The sequence below is a fragment of the Catenulispora sp. GAS73 genome, assembly GCF_041262085.1.
Taxonomy (GTDB): Bacteria; Actinomycetota; Actinomycetes; order Streptomycetales; family Catenulisporaceae; genus Catenulispora.
Genome location: NZ_JBGCCM010000016.1, coordinates 87,357 through 103,936, shown reverse-complemented (window position 1 = coordinate 103,936; position 16,580 = coordinate 87,357). Strand labels below are relative to the sequence as shown.

Sequence of the window (16,580 nt, the reverse complement as noted above, 5' to 3'; positions counted from 1 at the left end):
CGCAGCCGATCTGCCCGAGGCCGAGCACCGCGATATGCGCCAGTACTCCGCCGCGCCGGTCGCCGGAGCCGAGGAGGCCACGCCGACGCACGCCGGGCGTCACGCCGACCCCGACCCCAGCCGCGCCGATCATCGCACCGCGCCCCGCCCCCTCCATCCCGAAGGCAGGCCCCGCATGCTGAGCGACACCATCTTCAGCCTGCCCTTCATGCAGCGCGCCTTCCTCGCCGCCTTCGCCATCGGCCTGGCCGCGCCGGCCATCGGCACCTACCTGGTCCAGCGGCGCCTCGCACTCATGGGGGACGGGCTCGGGCACGTCGCGCTCACCGGTGTCGGGTTGGGCCTGGTGACCAACACCTCGCCGGTGTGGGGTGCGGTGCTGGTGGCGGTGGCCGGGGCGGCGGCCGTGGAGCTCATCCGGGAGCGGGCCAAGGCCAGCGGGGATGTGGCGCTGGCGATGCTCTTCTACGGCGGGCTGGCCGGCGGGTCGATGCTGATCTCGGTGTCCGGCGGGAACGCGAACCTGAACTCGTACTTGTTCGGGTCGATCCTGTCCACGTCGGTCGGGGATCTGTGGGCGATCGCGGCGCTGGCCGTCGGGGTGCTGCTGGTAACACTCGGGCTGCGCCGTGCGTTGTTCGCTGTGTGCCAGGACGAGGAGTTCGCGCGGGTGGCGGGCTTGCCGGTGCGGGCGCTGAACCTGCTGTTGGCCGTGACCACCGCGGTGACGGTGACCGTGGGCATGCGCGTGGTCGGGGTGCTGATGGTCAGTGCGCTGATGGTGGTCCCGGTGGCGGCCGCGCAGCAGCTGACGCGGGCTTTCGCCGCCACGATGGGGGCGGCCATGGTGGTCGGGGTCGGGGCCGCGTTCTCCGGCGTCACCATGTCGTACTACGCGGACACGCCGCCCGGCGCGTCGATCGTGCTCATCGCGATAGTGGTGTTCCTGGTCGCCAGCGTGTGCGCCGGCCTGGTGCGGCGCGGGCGTGGACGCGGCGGGTCCTGGGCCCGGCCGCGGGCGCCGGGCGCCGACCCCGCGGCCGAACAAGAGGTCGCTACGGTCCCGAGCCTGCCACAATGACATCGGGCCGGACATCCGGCGCCTCGCGAACCGCACCAGCCGCACCAGCCGCGCCAGCCGCACCACCGCCGAGACCGCGTCGATCCGCACGCCAACCGCTAGGAGAAGGACAGTGAGTACCGCAGACACCTCCGGCGACCACCACGGCGACAGCGGCCGGGGCCTGCCCGCCCAGGGCCGCTCCACGCGCCAGCGGTCGGCGGTCGCGGCGCTGCTGGACGAGGTCGACGACTTCCGCAGCGCGCAGGACCTGCACGACCTGCTCAAGCAGCGCGGCGAGTCGGTCGGCCTGACCACGGTCTACCGCGCCCTGCAGTCCCTGGCCGACGCCGGCGAGGTGGACGTGCTGCGCACCGGCGACCGCGAGGTGATCTACCGGCGCTGCTCGACCCCGCGGCACCACCACCACCTGGTGTGCCGGGAGTGCGGCAAGACCGTCGAGGTCGAGGGCCCGGCCGTGGTGGAGAGCTGGGCCGCGCGGGTGGCCGCCGAGCACGGGTACTCCGACGTGTCGCACACGCTGGAGATCTTCGGGACCTGCGGAGACCACTGAGCACGCCGCAGGAGCACGTCCCGTCCTCGGGCGGGCACCGCACGGTATTTTGAGAACGCACGAGGGCGCGCCGCGGTCGTCGCATGATCGCGGAGCGTCCTCGTGGCTGTTCTGCTACGCGACCGCGTCGGGGTCCCCGTACTCGGCCTCGTTGTACTCGTACTCCTGCTCCGACTCTGCGGCGAACTGCTCCTCGTTGGTGATCGCACCGCCGTAGCGCCGGTCGCGTCCGACGAAGGACTCACACGCGCGCCACAGGTTGGTGCGGTCGAAGTCCGGCCAGAGGGTGTTGTCGAAGACGAACTCCGCATAGGCCGACTCCCACATAAGGAAGTTCGAAGTGCGGTGCTCTCCAGAGGAGCGGATGAACAAGTCCACGTCCGGCATGTCCGGCTCGTAGAGGTAGCGCGTGACCGTCTTCTCGTTGATCTTCGCCGGGTCGAGCCGGCCGGACTTGATGTCCCGGCCCATGGCGGCCATGGCGTCGGCGATCTCCCAGCGGCCGCCGTAGTTGACGCACATGGTGAGGGTCAGGAGCTTGTTGTCCTTAGTGCGCTCCTCAGCCCACTCCAGCTCGTCGATGACGGACTTCCACAGCCGGGGGCGGCGGCCGGCCCAGCGGATGCGGACGCCGAGTTCGTCCATCTCTCCGATGCGGCGGCGGATGGTGTCGCGGTTGAAGCCCATGAGGAAGCGCACTTCCTCTGGAGAGCGCTTCCAGTTCTCTGTAGAGAACGCATAGGCGGAGATGTGCGTGATGCCGCCGAGCTGCACCGCGCCCTCGACCACGTCGAACAGCGACGCCTCGCCGACCTTGTGGCCCTCTATGCGCGACAGGCCGCGCTCCTTGGCCCAGCGGCCGTTGCCGTCCATCACCAGGGCCACGTGCCGGGGCACCAGGTCCAGCGGGAGGTCCGGCGGCAGCTTGCCGTCCTTGTGCGGGAAGGGGTCCCGGTTGACGCCCGGCTGCCGCTTGGCGAGGCGCTCTTCCAGGATCCGTCGGGTCAGTCTCACCGCTCCACCTATCTCGTCTTACGTCTTACGTCGCGTGCTCATGCTCACCGCTCGACAAGCCGCAGGGACCGCAGGCCGCGCTCCAGGTGCCACTGCAGGTAGGCGGCGACCAGGCCGCTGCCCTCCCGCCGGTGCTTGTCGGCACTGGCGTCGGCGGCTCCCCAGTCCCCCGCGAGCAACGCCCCCAGCAGGGCGAGTGTCTCACGGGCCGGCGCCACCGACCCCGACGGCTTGCAGTCCGAGCACACCGCCCCGCCGGCCGGCAGGTTGAAGAACCGGTGCCCCCCCGGGTCGCCGCAGCGGGCGCAGTCCTCGAAGGACGGCGCGTAGCCGGCGACGGCCAGGGAGCGCAGCAGGAACGCGTCCAGGACCAGCCCGGCGGCGTGCTCGCCCGAGGCCAGCGTACGCAACCCGCCGAGGAGCAGGAGGTACTGCTGCACGGCGGGCACATCATCTTCACTCAACCGCTCGGCGGCCTCCAGCATCGCCTGCCCCGCGGTGTAGGCGGGGTAGTCGGAGACCAGCGTGCCGCCGTACGCCGCCAACGTCTCGGCCTGCGTGACCAGGTGCAGGTCGCGGCCCTGCTTCTCGAAGATCTGGACGTCGACGAACGTGAAGGGCTCCAACCGCGACCCGAACTTCGACGAGGTCCGCCGCACCCCTTTGGCCACGGCACGGACCCGCCCGCGATCCCGGGTGAGGAAGGTGATGATGCGGTCGGCCTCCCCGAGGTTTCGGGTGCGCAGGACCACGCCTTCATCACGGTGCAGGGGCATTGTCCAAGTGTAGGCGCGGCCGAGCACACTAAGGGCCCGCGTGAGGCGAACTGCAACCTCTCGCGGGCCCCGGCACTACGGACACCCCGCCCCGGCCACCGAAGTGGCGAGATCACCACCGCTACCGCGGCGGCTGGTACTGCCAACCGGCCGGACCCTCATCGGCCCGGGTGACGTGCGTCGGCTCGTCGGCCGGATCGGCGGCCTCAGCCGGCTGCGGCAGCGAGACCTGCGACAGCGGAATGGCCATGGTCTCCATCCCGGACGAGGTGTCGACCAGCGTGGCCGGCGGGGCCGGAATGGTCTCGCGCGCGGACCCGGGGTCGAGCAGCGTGGGCGGCGGCGCCGGAATGGTCTGCTGCTGCGGCGGGACCGGGATGAGCACGGTCTCGATGCCGGACGGCGGAGGCGCGGCGCCCTGCGCGGCGGCGCCCCAGGCCGGGGCCTGCGGCGGGACGGCGGGCTGGGGGGCTGGGATCAGCATGGTTTCCATGCCCGAGCCAGCAGCCGGAGCCTGCGGAGGCACGGCAGGCTGAGCGCCGGTACCCCAAGCGGGAGCCTGCGGAGGCACTGCGGGCTGAGCGCCGGTCGCCGGAGCAGGCTGCGGAGCCTGAACCAACATGGTCTCCATGCCCGAACCGGCAGCCGGAACGTGAGGAGGCACAGCATCTTGCGCGCCGGTACCCCAAGCGGGAGCTTGCGGGGGCACTGCGGGCTGAGCACCGGTGGCCGGAGCGGGCTGCGGAGCCTGAATCATCATGGTCTCCATGCCCGAACCGGCAGCCGGAACCCGCGGCGGAACCGCATCCTGCGCGCCAGTCGCCGGTGCCGGCTTCGGAGCCGGAATCAACATCGTCTCCATGCCCGCACTACCCGCAGCCGGAGCCTGCGCCCCAGTACCAGTACCAGCGCCAGCGCCCCAAGCCGGAGCCTGCGCCGCCGCCTCGCCCGTGCCCCAAGCCTGACCCTGCGCTTGGCCGCCAGCAATCTGTGCGCCGGTCGCACCCGTCACCGCCGCCGGCGCCACCGCGCCGACGATCCCCGCCACGTGCGCCTGGCTCATCCCGAGTCCGGCGCCGACGGTGTCGATCACCGCGCGCTCGGCGGGCTGCACCGGGCCGTCGGCGGCGGCCACCCGGGTGGCGCCGGTGACCAGGGCCTCGCGGCCCGCGTCGGGGAGTTGGCCGGCCAGGCCGGCGAGCAGCTGCGACAGGTCGGCGGGGACCACCTGCATGTCCTGCGCCAGGACCGCCTCGGTGTAGCCGATCGCGCCGGCGTTGGAGATCTCCTGCACCGCCGTCGCGCGGGCCGCCGGGTGGTCCCAGCCGCCGCGGCGTAGGACGTTGACCATCACCGCGCGGACCGTGTTCTGCAGCAGGTCCGTGAACTGCGCCGCGGTGGGGCGGGAAAGCACTGAGTCGCGGAAGTCGTTCTTGCAGTACGTGCAGCGGATGAACTCGCCGACGGTCTTCAGCGGGATCAGGGGGATGAAGAACAGTGTGAAGAAACGCTGGGCTTTGCGACGTTCGTAGTTGCGGTCCGCGCCACAGGTCGGGCAGGAGAACACTCCGCTGCCGATGACCCGGAAGACGGTTTTCCAGCCCCAGATGATCATTGGTACTAGTCCCCTCCGTTCCGCGCGTTACGGAACAGAGGGAATCCTTCCACAACCACCCCGGTCGTTGGATAGGCCGGGTCAGGGGAAACGTCAGCGGAAAGCGCGGTTCACCGCGGAGATGATCGCCTTCAGCGACGCCGTCACGATGTTGGCGTCGATGCCCACGCCCCACAGCACCCGGCTGCCGATCGCGCACTCCACGTACGACGCCGCCTTCGCGTCCTCGCCGGAGGTCAGCGCGTGCTCCACGTAGTCCAGCACCCGCACGTCGATCCCGACGCCGGACAGCAGGTTCGTGAACGCGTCGATCGGCCCGTTGCCGACGCCCTCCAGCTGCGTGGTGTCCCCGTCCACCGCCAGGTCCACGGTGAGCTGGTCCTTCTCCTCGATCGCCGAGGAGGCGTGGTGTCCCAGCAGCCGGATCCGGCCCCACGGAGCGGCGGGGTTCGGCAGGTACTCGTCCACGAAGACGTTCCAGATCTCCTCCGGCGTGACCTCGCCGCCCTCGGCGTCCGTCTTGGCCTGGATCACCTGCGAGAACTCGATCTGCGCGCGCCGCGGCAGGTCCAGCTGGTGCTCGGTCTTCAGGATGTACGCCACGCCGCCCTTGCCGGACTGCGAGTTGACCCGGATCACGGCCTCGTAGGAGCGGCCCACGTCCTTGGGGTCGATCGGCAGGTACGGCACGGCCCAGACGATCTCGTCCACGGTCTTGCCGGCCGCCGCGGCGTCCCGCTCCAGGTGCTCGAAGCCCTTCTTGATCGCGTCCTGGTGCGAGCCGGAGAAGGCGGTGTACACCAGGTCGCCGCCGTAGGGGTGGCGCGGGTGCACCGGCAGCTGGTTGCAGTACTCGACGGTGCGGCGCACCTCGTCGATGTCGGAGAAGTCGATCTGCGGGTCCACGCCCTGGGAGAACAGGTTCAGGCCCAGCGTCACCAGGCACACGTTGCCGGTGCGCTCGCCGTTGCCGAACAGGCAGCCCTCGATGCGGTCGGCGCCGGCCTGGTAGCCCAGCTCGGCGGCGGCCACCGCGGTGCCGCGGTCGTTGTGCGGGTGCAGCGACAGCACGATGGAGTCGCGGCGCTCCAGGTTGCGGTGCATCCACTCGATGGAGTCGGCGTAGACGTTGGGCGTGGCCATCTCGACCGTGGCCGGCAGGTTGATGATCACCTTCCGGTCCGGGGTGGGCTGCCAGACCGCGGTGACCGCGTCGCACACCTCGACGGCGTACTCCAGCTCGGTTCCGGTGTAGGACTCCGGCGAGTACTCGAAGTAGATCTCGGTGCGGGTGCCGTCGGCGCGCGCGGGCATCTCCTCGTAGAACTTCTGGCACAGCTTGGCGCCGTTCACCGCGATCTGCGTGATGCCGGCGGTGTCCTGGCCGAAGACCACCCGGCGCTGGAGCGTCGAGGTGGAGTTGTACAGGTGCACGATGGCCTGCTTGGCGCCGCGCACGGACTCGAAGGTCCGCTCGATCAGCTCCTCGCGGGCCTGGGTCAGGACCTGGATCACCACGTCGTCGGGGATCCGGTTCTCCTCGATGATCTGCCGGACGAAGTCGAAGTCGGTCTGCGAGGCGGCCGGGAAGCCGACCTCGATCTCCTTGTAGCCCATGGCGACCAGCAGCTCGAACATCTTCAGCTTGCGGGCCGGGGACATCGGGTCGATCAGCGCCTGGTTGCCGTCGCGCAGGTCCACGGCGCACCAGCGCGGGGCCTTGTCGATCACCTTCGTCGGCCAGTCCCGCTCGGGCAGCTCGACCGGGGTGAACGGGACGTACTTGTGGATCGGCATGCCGGAGGGCTGTTGCGGCTGTACTCGCATCGTGCTCAAACTCCCTGGGTGGTCTCCAACGGATGGGGACGGCCGACGGCGGAAACACAAACTGCCGCGACGAGGGAGCCGGCCTGTGTCGGTGCTTACAGGCCCCCGTCGCGGCTGCTAAGAAGGAGCAGGCCGCACTGGCAGGAGTTGCACATAGCACCGCTACGTTATCCCGACCGTCTCACCGGTCGCACTCCCCGTCCGTGATCCGAGACACAAGGGCCCCTCAGCAGCGCTGCGGCCACAGCACTTCACTCGATCAGCGTAATCGCCGCCCGCAGTCCGCGCACAATCGTGACCAGAGTGACGAATCCGGCCATAGTTACGGCTATGACGAGGGCTACGACGAGGACTCCCTTCTGCGGCATCGTCCCGCCGCACCTGCTGTCCCGCCTGGCGGACTCCGACCTCCGCGTGGCGGACGCGGCGCGCCGCACGCTGACCGCCGACGCCCGGCACCGCCTCACCCGCGGCGCCGTCCCGTGGGTCGGCGAGCGGCACCTGGCGGCGCCGACGACCGTGGAGCGCACCGACGACCGCTCGATCTTCGACGACCACGACACCGAGAACCTGCCCGGCTCGGAGGTGCGCGCCGAGGGCGGAGCGGCGACCGGGGACCCGAGCGCCGACGAGGCCTACGACGGGCTCGGCGCGACGTTCGACTTCTATCTGAAGGTCTACAACCGGTGGTCCGTGGACGGCCAGGGGCTGCCGTTGAAGGGGACCGTCCACTATGGCGTGCAGTACGACAACGCTTTTTGGAACGGCTCCCAGATGGTGTTCGGCGACGGGGACGGCGCGGTGTTCGGCCGGTTCACCGGAGCGGTGGATGTCATCGGGCATGAGCTCACGCATGGCGTGACGCAGTACACGGCGAATCTCGTCTACCGCGGGCAGTCCGGTGCGCTGAACGAGTCGGTGTCGGACTGCTTCGGTTCGATGGTGAAGCAGTATCAGCTCGGTCAGGACGCCGCGGACGCGGACTGGCTGATCGGGGCGGGGTTGTTCCTGACCTCGGTGCAGGGGGTCGCGCTGCGGTCGATGAAGGATCCGGGGACGGCTTACGACGATCCGCATCTCGGGCGGGACCCGCAGCCCGCCGCGATGTCAGGGTACGTCGACACCACGGCCGACGACGGCGGCGTGCATATCAACTCCGGGATCCCCAACCGCGCTTTTTACCTGGCGGCTACTGGTATCGGCGGGAGCTCGTGGGAGGGTGCGGGGGCGGTTTGGTACGACGTGTTGACGTCGCCCACGTTGCCGGCTGCGGCGACGTTCGCCACGTTCGGTACTGCGACTGTGCACGCTGCTGAAACGCGGTTCGGGCGCAGGTCGGCGCAGGCGCATGCGGTGGCGGCGGCTTGGCGGGAGGTCGGGGTTTCGGTGCACAGCTGAGGGGGCGGAAATTCGATCGCCGCCGACGCGGGCCGTGCCTAGCATCGGCCGTGATGACTATCACGATCCGGGAAATCGACCTCGACGGCGCGGACGCGATGTCCACGCTGCTTCCGTTGTTCCGAGCCGCGTCGGCTGTCGACTCGCCGCGCGCGCCGGAGCCCTCCGAGTCGTACCTCAGGCTGCAGATCGGGCGACGTGCGGCTCGGCACGTCTCGTGCCTGGTCGTCTACGACGGCGAGCGTCCGGCCGGGTTCGCGCGGATGAATCACAGCAAGATCGCGAACCGGGACCTGGTCTACGGCGAGTTGTGGATCCCGGCCGAGGACCGCGCCGAGTCGGCCGGGCCGCTGCTGGAGGCGTGCCGGGACTACGCGCGGGGGCGGGGTGCCGCCCGGCTCGTGATCGACACCAGCGAATTCTCGGGCTACGACGCGGTCTGCGGTGCCGGCGGCGGCCGGTCGCTGGCCGGCGAGTGGCGTCGTGAGCTGGATCTGGCGGCGATCGACCGCGAGCAGTACACCGCCTGGGCCGCGCCGACCGAGAAGAACGCGCGCTACCGGGTCGAGATCTGGCGGACACCGACACCGGAGCACCTGCTGGGGCCGCTCGTGGAGGCGTTGGACGTCATGCGCGATGCGCCGACCGGGGAGCTCGTGATGGAGACGCCGCTGCCGGATGTGGATCGGCGGCGGCGCACTGAGGCTGACAACTCGGCGGCGGGGATGCAGATGTACGTGGCTGCGGCGTTCGCTAAGGGCGACGGGAGTGGGAGCGAGATCGCCGGCTTCCACGAGGTGTTTGTCTATCCGGACTATCGGATGGCCGAGGTCGGCAACACCGGTGTGCCGGCGAAGTTCCGTGGGCACGGTCTGGGGCTCCGCCTGAAGGCGGCGATGGCGTTGCATCTGCTGGAGCGTGAGCCGCACCTGGACGTGCTCTCGACCTCGAACGACGCGGACAATGCGCCGATGGTGCGGGTGAACGACGCTATGGGGTATCAGGCTGCTGAGGCCTGGCAGGCTTGGCAGTTCGAGGTCTGACAGCCCGGACACCGAAGCGCCCGGACTACTGGCTTCAATCACCTCGTGAGACTCGCCGGGGGGCGGCATGGTTGTACACGGCGCGCGGACTTCCTGGTCGCGCGCCGTGCGGGGGGGAGTCAGAACCCGAGCTTGGCCAGCTGCTTCGGGTCGCGTTGCCAGTCCTTGGCCACCTTCACGTGGAGGTCGAGGTACACCGGCGTCCCCAGCAGCGCCTCGATCTGGCGCCGCGCCTGCGAGCCGACCTCGCGCAGCCGCTCGCCGCCGTGGCCGATGACGATCGCCTTCTGGCTGGGGCGCTCCACGTAGAGCGTCGCGTGGATGTCCAGCAGCGGGCGGTCGGCCGGGCGGTCCTCGCGCAGCTTCATCTCCTCGACCGTCACGGCCAGGGAGTGCGGCAGCTCGTCGCGCACACCCTCCAGCGCGGCCTCGCGGACCAGTTCGCCGACCATGATCTCTTCCGGCTCGTCGGTCAGCTCGCCGCCCGGGTACAGCGGCGGGGACTCCGGGAGCTGCTTCACCAGCAGGTCCTCCAGCAGCTGGATCTGCTCGTCGCGGACGGCGGAGACCGGGATCACCTCGGCCCACTCCACGCCGACCTCGCGGCCCAGCTCGACCAGGGCCAGCAGCTGCTCGGCGATCTGCTCCTTGGAGGCCTTGTCGGTCTTGGTCAGGATGGCGATCTTCGGCGTGCGGCGGACGCCGGCCAGCTCGGTGGCGATGAACCGGTCGCCGGGGCCGATCTTCTCGTCGGCCGGGACGCAGAACCCGATGACGTCCACCTCGGCCCAGGTGGCGCGCACCTCGTCGTTCAGGCGCGCGCCGAGCAGGGTGCGCGGCTTGTGCAGCCCGGGGGTGTCGACCAGGACCAGCTGCGCGTCCTCGCGGTGCACGATGCCGCGCACGGTGTGCCGGGTGGTCTGCGGACGCCCGGAGGTGATCGCCACCTTCGCGCCGACCACCGCGTTGGTCAGCGTGGACTTGCCGGCGTTGGGGCGGCCGACGAAGCAGGCGAAGCCCGCGCGGAAGTCGTCGGGGAACTCGTGGCGCGGCGGGGAGTCGTCCCGGACGCCGCGGCCGTAGGCGGTCGGCGCGGGCTCGGAATCCCGGACCCGGTCGGTGGTGACGCGCTTCTCGGCGAGCTTCTGGCTGCGCTTGACGCGCTCGGCCTTCTTCTTGGCCGCCTCGGCGTTCGCCGCCTGGCGGGACCGGGATCGTCCACTCGCGCTGCTCGTCATGCAGACCATTCTCCCTTACTCGGGAGGGTCCGCCGCTCAGAGCTTCGGATCAGAGCTTCGGATCAGCCAGGAACAGCCGCGGCGGGGTGCCGGAACCCTTCAGGTCGGCGACCACGTCCAGGTCCTCCTGCCGGAACTTCTTCTCCTCGCTGACCAGCACCGCGGCCTCCAGCGCCGTCGCCCCGCCGACGACCGCCATCGCGACCGCGGCCTGCAGCGCGGAGAGCTTCAGCGCGGGCAGCTCGACGGTGGTCGCCACGTAGGTGCGGCCGGTCTCGTCACGGACCGCCGCACCCTCGGCCGCGCCGTTGCGGGCCCGCTGGGCCTTGGCGAGGATGTGGAGCTTGGCGTTCTCGGGATCCAGCTGAGTGTCGGTCATGGGATAACGCTATCGAAGCCGGGTGATTGCCGAGAAAAGCAGAAGGCCCCGGAGTTTGTGATTGAACACACCCTCCGGGGCCTTCTCGCTGAGCGGATGACGAGATTCGAACTCGCGACCCTCACCTTGGCAAGGTGATGCTCTACCAGCTGAGCCACATCCGCATTCGCCTGCCGGGTTTCCCCGGCGACGAAGAAAACTATAGCCCATGTGCGGGGTGGGTTTGCCACCCGGTTACCGGGACGTGTCAGGCGTCGTCCTGCGGAACCCGCTTCACCAACACGGTCCCGATGCGGCGCCGCCGACCCTCCGGGGACTCCGCGGTCAAGCGCAGCCCCTCCACCTCGATCTGCGCGCCGGGGATCGGGACGCGGCCCAGGCGCTTGGCCATCAGGCCGCCGACGGTCTCCACGTCGTCGTCCTCCAGGTCCACGCCGAACAGGTCGCCGAGCTCGTCCACGCCCAGGCGCGCGGTGACCCGCGCCGCGTCCGGGGACAGGCGCTCCACCGAGGGCCGCTCCACGTCGTACTCGTCGGCGATCTCCCCGACGATCTCCTCCAGGATGTCCTCGATGGTGACCAGGCCGGCGGTGCCGCCGTACTCGTCGATCACCACGGCCAGGTGGATGTGCCCGGCCTGCATGTCCCGCAGCAGCTCGTCGGCGGGCTTGCTGTCCGGGATGCAGACCGGCACCCGCATCGCGGACTCCACCAGCTCGGTGGTCTCCCCGCTCGGGTGCTCGTGGATCCGGCGCACCAGGTCCTTGAGATACACGATGCCGACCACGTCGTCGGCGTTCTCGCCGACCACCGGGATGCGGGAGAAGCCGCTGCGCAGCGCCAGCGACAGCGCCTGCCGCAGGGTCTTGTGGCGCTCGATGAAGACCATGTCGGTGCGCGGCACCATCACCTCGCGCACCAGCGTGTCGCCGAGCTCGAAGACCGAGTGCACCATGCGGCGCTCCTGGTCCTCGATGACGCTGTTCGCCTCGGCCAGGTCGACCAGCGCGCGCAGTTCGGCCTCGGAGGCGAACGGGCCCTCGCGGAAGCCGCGGCCCGGCGTGACGGCGTTGCCGATGACGATCAGCAGCTGCGCCAGCGGCCCCAGGACCGAGGTGAGCAGCGCCAGCGGGCCGGCGAAGCGCAGCGCCACCCGCACCGAGTGCTGGCGGCCGATGGTGCGCGGCATCACGCCGATGAAGATGTAGGAGACCGCGATCATCACGCCGATCGCGGCGAACCCGGCACCCCAGGCGTCGTCGATCCGGCGCATGAACAGCACGGTGACCAGCACCGTCGCCGCGATCTCGCAGGCCACGCGCAGTAAGAGGACGAGGTTCAGGACCCGGGCCGGATCGTCGACCAGTTGCTTGAGGCGTGCCGCACGCGGCACGCCCTCCTCGACCAGTTCCGCGGCCCGCACCCGCGACACGCGGGACAGCGCGGCGTCCGCGCAGGCGGAGAACCCCGCCACCGCGACCAGCACCACGACGGCGACGATCTCCCAGAAGAGCAGGACACTCATGCGGCGCCCCCGGCGACCGAACGAGTGCCCTGCCGATGTCTATGACCGCTCATCGAGCGTCTGACCTGGCCTTCCATCCTCGGAGCAGCTGTTTTTGGAGGCCGAACATCTCGGCCTCCTCCTCGGGCTCGGCATGGTCGTAGCCGAGCAGGTGCAAGATCCCGTGCGTGGTGAGCAGCCGCAGCTCCTCGGCGGTGGAGTGGCCGGCGTCCTTGGCCTGCTTCTCAGCCACCTCCGGACACAGCACCACGTCCCCGAGCAGGCCGGGCACCGGCTCGTTGTCGTCCTCGGCCCGGGCCGGCCGCAGCTCGTCCATCGGGAAGGAGAGCACGTCAGTCGGGCCCGGCTCGTCCATCCACTGGATGTGCAGCTGCTCCATCGCGGCGGTGTCGACCAGCAGGATGGACAGCTCGGCCATCGGATGGATGCCCATCTCACCCAGCACGTACCGGGCCACCCCGACCAGTTCCTCGGCATCCACACCCTGCTCGGTGCCGTAGTCGGTCTCGTTGGCGATGTCGATCGACATGGGGTCAGTGCCTCTTCCTGTTGGCGTCCCCACCACGGTCGCGGGCCTCATCCTGCTCGGCGTCATAGTGTTCGTACGCGTCGACGATGTCCCCCACCAGCCGGTGCCGCACGACGTCGGCACTGGTCAGCTCGGCGAAATGGATGTCCTCCACGCCGGTGAGGATATTACGCACGACCCGCAGCCCGGACTGCGTGCCCCCGGGGAGGTCCACCTGCGTGATGTCGCCGGTGACCACGATCTTGGAGCCGAAGCCGAGGCGGGTGAGGAACATCTTCATCTGCTCGGGGGAGGTGTTCTGGGCCTCGTCGAGGATGATGAATGCGTCATTGAGGGTGTTGTGGGTGAGCAGGTAGTCCTCGGTGACGTACAGCGAGTCCTCCGCCGCCACCTGGATGCAGACCGTCTCCTCGCGCCCCTCGCGCTCGATGCTGTCAATGAAGCGCATCGGGCGGCCGCCTCCCCCGGCGGCGTGGTAAGCGTCACGCTTTCGGGTGAGACGGAAGGGCTCGACGCCCTCCGGGAGGCGGATGTCGACGACGTGCGAGTCGCGGCGGTGCTCGACCGGACGGCCGTTCACCACGCCGCCGGTCATGTCCTCGGCCTGACGCCGCCGGGTGTACGCGACACCGCCGAGCGAGCGGACCAGCTCGATCACGTCGTCCCGGAGCAGGATCGAGGTGGTCGAGAACTGGATCCGGCAGGTGCGGTCCTTCTGCACCACCGGGCCGCCGTCCGAGTCGAGCAGACCTTGCAGCACGGCGAGACGGATCTCCGGTGTGTTGCGCAGGTACACGTCCGGAACGAACTTCGACACCGACGTGTTGCCGAGCATGTCCAGCTCCCGCATCGCCGCGGTGACTGGGTTCTCCAGGGTCATGACATCGCCCGGAGCCTTGACCCGGTTCAGGACATAGTCGACGCCGCCCTTGTGACGGACCACGACGCCCGGCAGCGCCGCTTCGAGAGCGATGGCGAGTTCGGAGTCGGCGGTGGCGTACGACGGAGTGGTCGAGCCGGTCACGCAACCGTCGCCGAGCAGCAGGCCCAAGGCGTAAGCGTCCATCGGGACCTCACGCTCCGGGTAGCAAACCGGCGCGGTGAGCAGCGGAAGCTCGAAGTTCCTGGCGTGCGCCTGACGGAGCTTGCCGATCATCTCCTGGGTCTCCAGGACCCGCCAGGGCTTGTCGTGACGCTTGTCGTACAGCGAGCGGACAGTCCACAGGTGCTCGCCGCAGCACAGCACCGATGCGCCGTCCTGCGCGGTGACGCGATAGACGTCCTTCTCACCCTGCGGATACACGCCGAGCACCGGCGTCGGCTCGCCGTTGGAACCGATGACCAAGTCACCAACCTGAAGCTCGCCGATCGGCCGCCAGCCATCGGGAGTCAGAACTCGAACAAATGTTGGATGGGCTCGACCACGCATATATGCCAGCGGAGCCACCTCAATAACCCCAGCCGCCATCAACCGAGGAATACTGTCCGGATCGATCATGTCGTGCAGCGCGTCGTACAACGGCCGCAGATACGGGTCGATCTTCTCGTACAGCGTTCCGGGCAGGAAGCCGAGCTTCTCGCCGGCCTCGACCGCGGGGCGGGTCAGGATGATGCGGTTGACCTGCTTGCTCTGCAGGGACTGCACGGCCTTGGCCATCGCCAGGTAGGTCTTGCCGGAACCCGCCGGGCCGATGCCGAACACGATGGTGTTGCGGTCGATGGCGTCGACGTAGTTCTTCTGGTTGAGGGTCTTGGGGCGGATGGTGCGGCCGCGGTTGCTCAGGATGTTCTGCGTCAGCACCTCGGCGGGGCGCTGCCCGTCGACGTCTGCCTCGCCGCTGCGGAGCATCTGGATCGAGCGCTCGACGCCGTCCTCGGTGAGCGGGGCGCCAGTGCGGAGCATCAGGAGCATCTCCTCGAAGAGGCGCTCCACGAGCCCCACCTCGCCGCGGCTGCCGGCGATGGTCACCTGGTTGCCGCGGGCATGGATGTCGACGCCGGGGAAGGCCTTCTCGATCACCCTCAGCAGGCCGTCGCCGGCCCCGAAGACGGAGACCAGGGGGTGCCCGGACGGTATCTCGATCTTGGCCTGGACGACGCCCGGGGCGACCTCTTCGGCACGGGTGGCGCGGGTCCCGGAGACGGGCTTGGAAGGCCCCGAGGACGCGTTCGCCCCGTTCGCCCCCGCGCGGCCGGTCCCGGCCGCCCTCCCGTTGCGGTCCGCGGCGGAGGACTGGCGGCCCTTGCCCGAACGCGGTGCGGTGTTGTCTGCCATAGGAACGGCCGTACGGCCTTTGATCACTCTCCTGTCTTCGTGATGCCTCCATGCTAGCCCGCACCCCCGCGACCAGGGCGGGAGATTTTGCTCGCCGCCCCTTTTCGTCATCTTGACGCTATGCTACTCTCGAATCGTTATCGTCAGATGGACGATAACGGCGGACGACTTTGAGAAGGCGATGGCGATGGGCAGCGGACGCTGGGACTACAACGCATACGAGGCGGCGGAGGCCTACCGCAGAGAGAACGGCCGCAGCGCCTTCGACTACAACGACCGGGTGCTCAGCAGCACCCCGCGCAACCAGTGGCGCGCGCACCCCGACCTTGAGCCGTACGGCGTGGCGGTCCGCGAGAGCCGGGACAGCGCCGAGCATCCGACCTCCCTGGCGATCTCGGTCCTGTTCGACGTCACCGGCTCCATGGGCGGGGTCCCCCGGGTGCTCCAGACCAAGCTCGCCGACCTGCACGGGCTGCTGCTGCGCAAGCGCTACGTCGACCACCCGCAGATCATGTTCGGCGCGATCGGCGACGCCTACTCCGACCGGGTGCCCCTGCAGGTCGGGCAGTTCGAGTCCGACAACCGCATGGACGAGCAGCTCGGCGAGATCGTCCTGGAGGGCGGCGGCGGGGGCCAGATGCGGGAGTCCTACGACCTCGCGATGTACTTCATGGCCCACCACACCTCGCTCGACTGCCACGAGAAGCGCGGCAAGCGCGGCTACCTGTTCATCATCGGCGACGAGATGCCCTACCCGAACGTCAACCCGCAGCACGTCTCGCGGATCCTCGGCCACGGCATCGGCAACGGCCACAGCACCGGCGGCGGCCGCCCCGGCGAGCGCCCCGGCCGCGGCGGCCTCCCGGCCACCCCGATCGAGGACGTGGTCCGCGACCTGACCCGCAAGTTCGACGTCTACTACATCCTCCCGGAGGGCTCCTCCTACGTCGGCAACGACGAGGTGCTCGGCGCCTGGCGAGCCCTGCTCGGCCAGAACGTCATCCAGCTCGACGACCTGGACGCGGTCTGCGAAACCATCGCGCTGACCATCGGCCTGGCCGAGGACCGGATCGACCTGGACGCCGGCCTGAACGACCTGCGCAACGTGGGGTCTCGCGCCGGCAAGTCCGTGGAGCGCGCGCTGGGAGACCTGGACGCGCACCGCGGCAACCACCGCCGCGACCGGCACCGCGCCTCGGCGGACCCGGCCGTCAGGTTCCTGCGGACCCAGGGCGCCAACTACACCTACGACTCCGGATACGACAACCGTCCCGAAAGCCGCTGGTAGCTGCTGGTAGGCGCCGGTAGACGCGAGCAAGAAAGCACT

14 protein-coding genes and 1 tRNA gene are annotated in these 16,580 nt (G+C 69.8%); 5 read left to right on the top strand and 10 right to left on the bottom strand.

Annotated elements, in window-relative coordinates; translation table 11 throughout:
• The first annotated feature begins 175 nt into the window (after positions 1-175).
• Entirely contained in the window at positions 176-1,081 is a 906-nt protein-coding gene (locus tag ABH935_RS24210; RefSeq protein ID WP_370380321.1) for a metal ABC transporter permease, read from the top strand.
• Between the two features lie 112 nt (positions 1,082-1,193).
• Positions 1,194-1,634 (top strand): Fur family transcriptional regulator, encoded by a 441-nt coding sequence (locus ABH935_RS24205; RefSeq protein ID WP_323748192.1) that lies wholly within the window; start codon positions 1,194-1,196, stop codon positions 1,632-1,634.
• Between the two features lie 114 nt (positions 1,635-1,748).
• Here the strand turns inward: ABH935_RS24205 and ABH935_RS24200 are convergent, their stop codons facing one another.
• The 4 genes from ABH935_RS24200 to leuA all read right to left on the bottom strand — a co-directional run bounded on the left by ABH935_RS24200 (position 1,749) and on the right by leuA (position 6,866).
• Positions 1,749-2,642 carry an isoprenyl transferase gene (locus tag ABH935_RS24200; RefSeq protein ID WP_370380320.1) on the bottom strand — a complete coding sequence of 298 codons (894 nt, stop codon included), beginning with the start codon at positions 2,640-2,642 and terminating at the stop codon, positions 1,749-1,751.
• Between the two features lie 50 nt (positions 2,643-2,692).
• Positions 2,693-3,424: a DNA repair protein RecO gene (recO, locus tag ABH935_RS24195; protein ID WP_370380202.1), complete on the bottom strand. Its 732-nt coding sequence runs from the start codon at positions 3,422-3,424 to the stop codon at positions 2,693-2,695.
• A gap of 121 nt (positions 3,425-3,545) precedes the next feature.
• Entirely contained in the window at positions 3,546-5,039 is a 1,494-nt protein-coding gene (locus tag ABH935_RS24190; RefSeq protein ID WP_370380201.1) for a zinc-ribbon domain-containing protein, read from the bottom strand.
• A gap of 93 nt (positions 5,040-5,132) precedes the next feature.
• Positions 5,133-6,866 (bottom strand): 2-isopropylmalate synthase, encoded by a 1,734-nt coding sequence (gene leuA, locus ABH935_RS24185; RefSeq protein ID WP_370380200.1) that lies wholly within the window; start codon positions 6,864-6,866, stop codon positions 5,133-5,135.
• Positions 6,867-7,196: 330 nt separating this feature from the next.
• Between leuA and ABH935_RS24180 the strand changes: the two genes are divergently transcribed.
• Together ABH935_RS24180 and ABH935_RS24175 are read left to right on the top strand one after the other, a co-directional pair.
• Positions 7,197-8,264: a M4 family metallopeptidase gene (locus ABH935_RS24180; protein WP_370380199.1), complete on the top strand. Its 1,068-nt coding sequence runs from the start codon at positions 7,197-7,199 to the stop codon at positions 8,262-8,264.
• 53 nt (positions 8,265-8,317) lie between these two features.
• Complete coding sequence (locus tag ABH935_RS24175; RefSeq protein WP_370380198.1) at positions 8,318-9,307, top strand: GNAT family N-acetyltransferase; 990 nt, start codon at positions 8,318-8,320, stop codon at positions 9,305-9,307.
• Positions 9,308-9,426: 119 nt separating this feature from the next.
• Here ABH935_RS24175 and era read toward each other — a convergent pair whose 3' ends face one another.
• The 6 genes from era to ABH935_RS24145 form a co-directional block, all read right to left on the bottom strand.
• Positions 9,427-10,554 (bottom strand): GTPase Era, encoded by a 1,128-nt coding sequence (gene era / locus ABH935_RS24170; RefSeq protein ID WP_370380197.1) that lies wholly within the window; start codon positions 10,552-10,554, stop codon positions 9,427-9,429.
• Between the two features lie 40 nt (positions 10,555-10,594).
• Complete coding sequence (locus ABH935_RS24165; RefSeq protein ID WP_370380196.1) at positions 10,595-10,924, bottom strand: cytidine deaminase; 330 nt, start codon at positions 10,922-10,924, stop codon at positions 10,595-10,597.
• Positions 10,925-11,015: 91 nt separating this feature from the next.
• Positions 11,016-11,088 (bottom strand) — tRNA-Gly (locus ABH935_RS24160).
• Between the two features lie 83 nt (positions 11,089-11,171).
• On the bottom strand, positions 11,172-12,449 hold the full coding sequence (locus ABH935_RS24155; protein ID WP_194915373.1) for a hemolysin family protein: 1,278 nt from the start codon (positions 12,447-12,449) through the stop codon (positions 11,172-11,174).
• Positions 12,450-12,498: 49 nt separating this feature from the next.
• On the bottom strand, positions 12,499-12,978 hold the full coding sequence (gene ybeY / locus ABH935_RS24150; RefSeq protein WP_194915372.1) for an rRNA maturation RNase YbeY: 480 nt from the start codon (positions 12,976-12,978) through the stop codon (positions 12,499-12,501).
• Between the two features lie 4 nt (positions 12,979-12,982).
• On the bottom strand, positions 12,983-15,253 hold the full coding sequence (locus ABH935_RS24145; RefSeq protein ID WP_370380195.1) for a PhoH family protein: 2,271 nt from the start codon (positions 15,251-15,253) through the stop codon (positions 12,983-12,985).
• A 187-nt stretch (positions 15,254-15,440) separates the two neighbouring features.
• On the opposite strand from ABH935_RS24145, the gene ABH935_RS24140 reads away from it, so the two are divergent.
• A complete protein-coding gene (locus ABH935_RS24140) occupies positions 15,441-16,541 on the top strand; it encodes a hypothetical protein (RefSeq protein ID WP_370380194.1) in 1,101 nt (366 codons plus the stop codon).
• Positions 16,542-16,580 lie beyond the last annotated feature (39 nt).

Excerpts from the sequence above, each read along its gene's own strand:
- ABH935_RS24140 (WP_370380194.1), top strand. The coding sequence starts at position 15,441 with ATGGGCAGCGGACGCTGGGACTACAACGCATACGAGGCGGCGGAGGCC.
- ABH935_RS24180 (WP_370380199.1), top strand. The coding sequence starts at position 7,197 with ATGACGAGGGCTACGACGAGGACTCCCTTCTGCGGCATCGTCCCGCCG.
- ABH935_RS24145 (WP_370380195.1), bottom strand. The coding sequence starts at position 15,253 with ATGGCAGACAACACCGCACCGCGTTCGGGCAAGGGCCGCCAGTCCTCC.
- ABH935_RS24175 (WP_370380198.1), top strand. The coding sequence starts at position 8,318 with ATGACTATCACGATCCGGGAAATCGACCTCGACGGCGCGGACGCGATG.
- ABH935_RS24210 (WP_370380321.1), top strand. The coding sequence starts at position 176 with ATGCTGAGCGACACCATCTTCAGCCTGCCCTTCATGCAGCGCGCCTTC.
- era (WP_370380197.1), bottom strand. The coding sequence starts at position 10,554 with ATGGTCTGCATGACGAGCAGCGCGAGTGGACGATCCCGGTCCCGCCAG.
- leuA (WP_370380200.1), bottom strand. The coding sequence starts at position 6,866 with ATGCGAGTACAGCCGCAACAGCCCTCCGGCATGCCGATCCACAAGTAC.
- recO (WP_370380202.1), bottom strand. The coding sequence starts at position 3,424 with ATGCCCCTGCACCGTGATGAAGGCGTGGTCCTGCGCACCCGAAACCTC.
- ABH935_RS24155 (WP_194915373.1), bottom strand. The coding sequence starts at position 12,449 with ATGAGTGTCCTGCTCTTCTGGGAGATCGTCGCCGTCGTGGTGCTGGTC.
- ABH935_RS24165 (WP_370380196.1), bottom strand. The coding sequence starts at position 10,924 with ATGACCGACACTCAGCTGGATCCCGAGAACGCCAAGCTCCACATCCTC.
- ABH935_RS24190 (WP_370380201.1), bottom strand. The coding sequence starts at position 5,039 with ATGATCATCTGGGGCTGGAAAACCGTCTTCCGGGTCATCGGCAGCGGA.
- ybeY (WP_194915372.1), bottom strand. The coding sequence starts at position 12,978 with ATGTCGATCGACATCGCCAACGAGACCGACTACGGCACCGAGCAGGGT.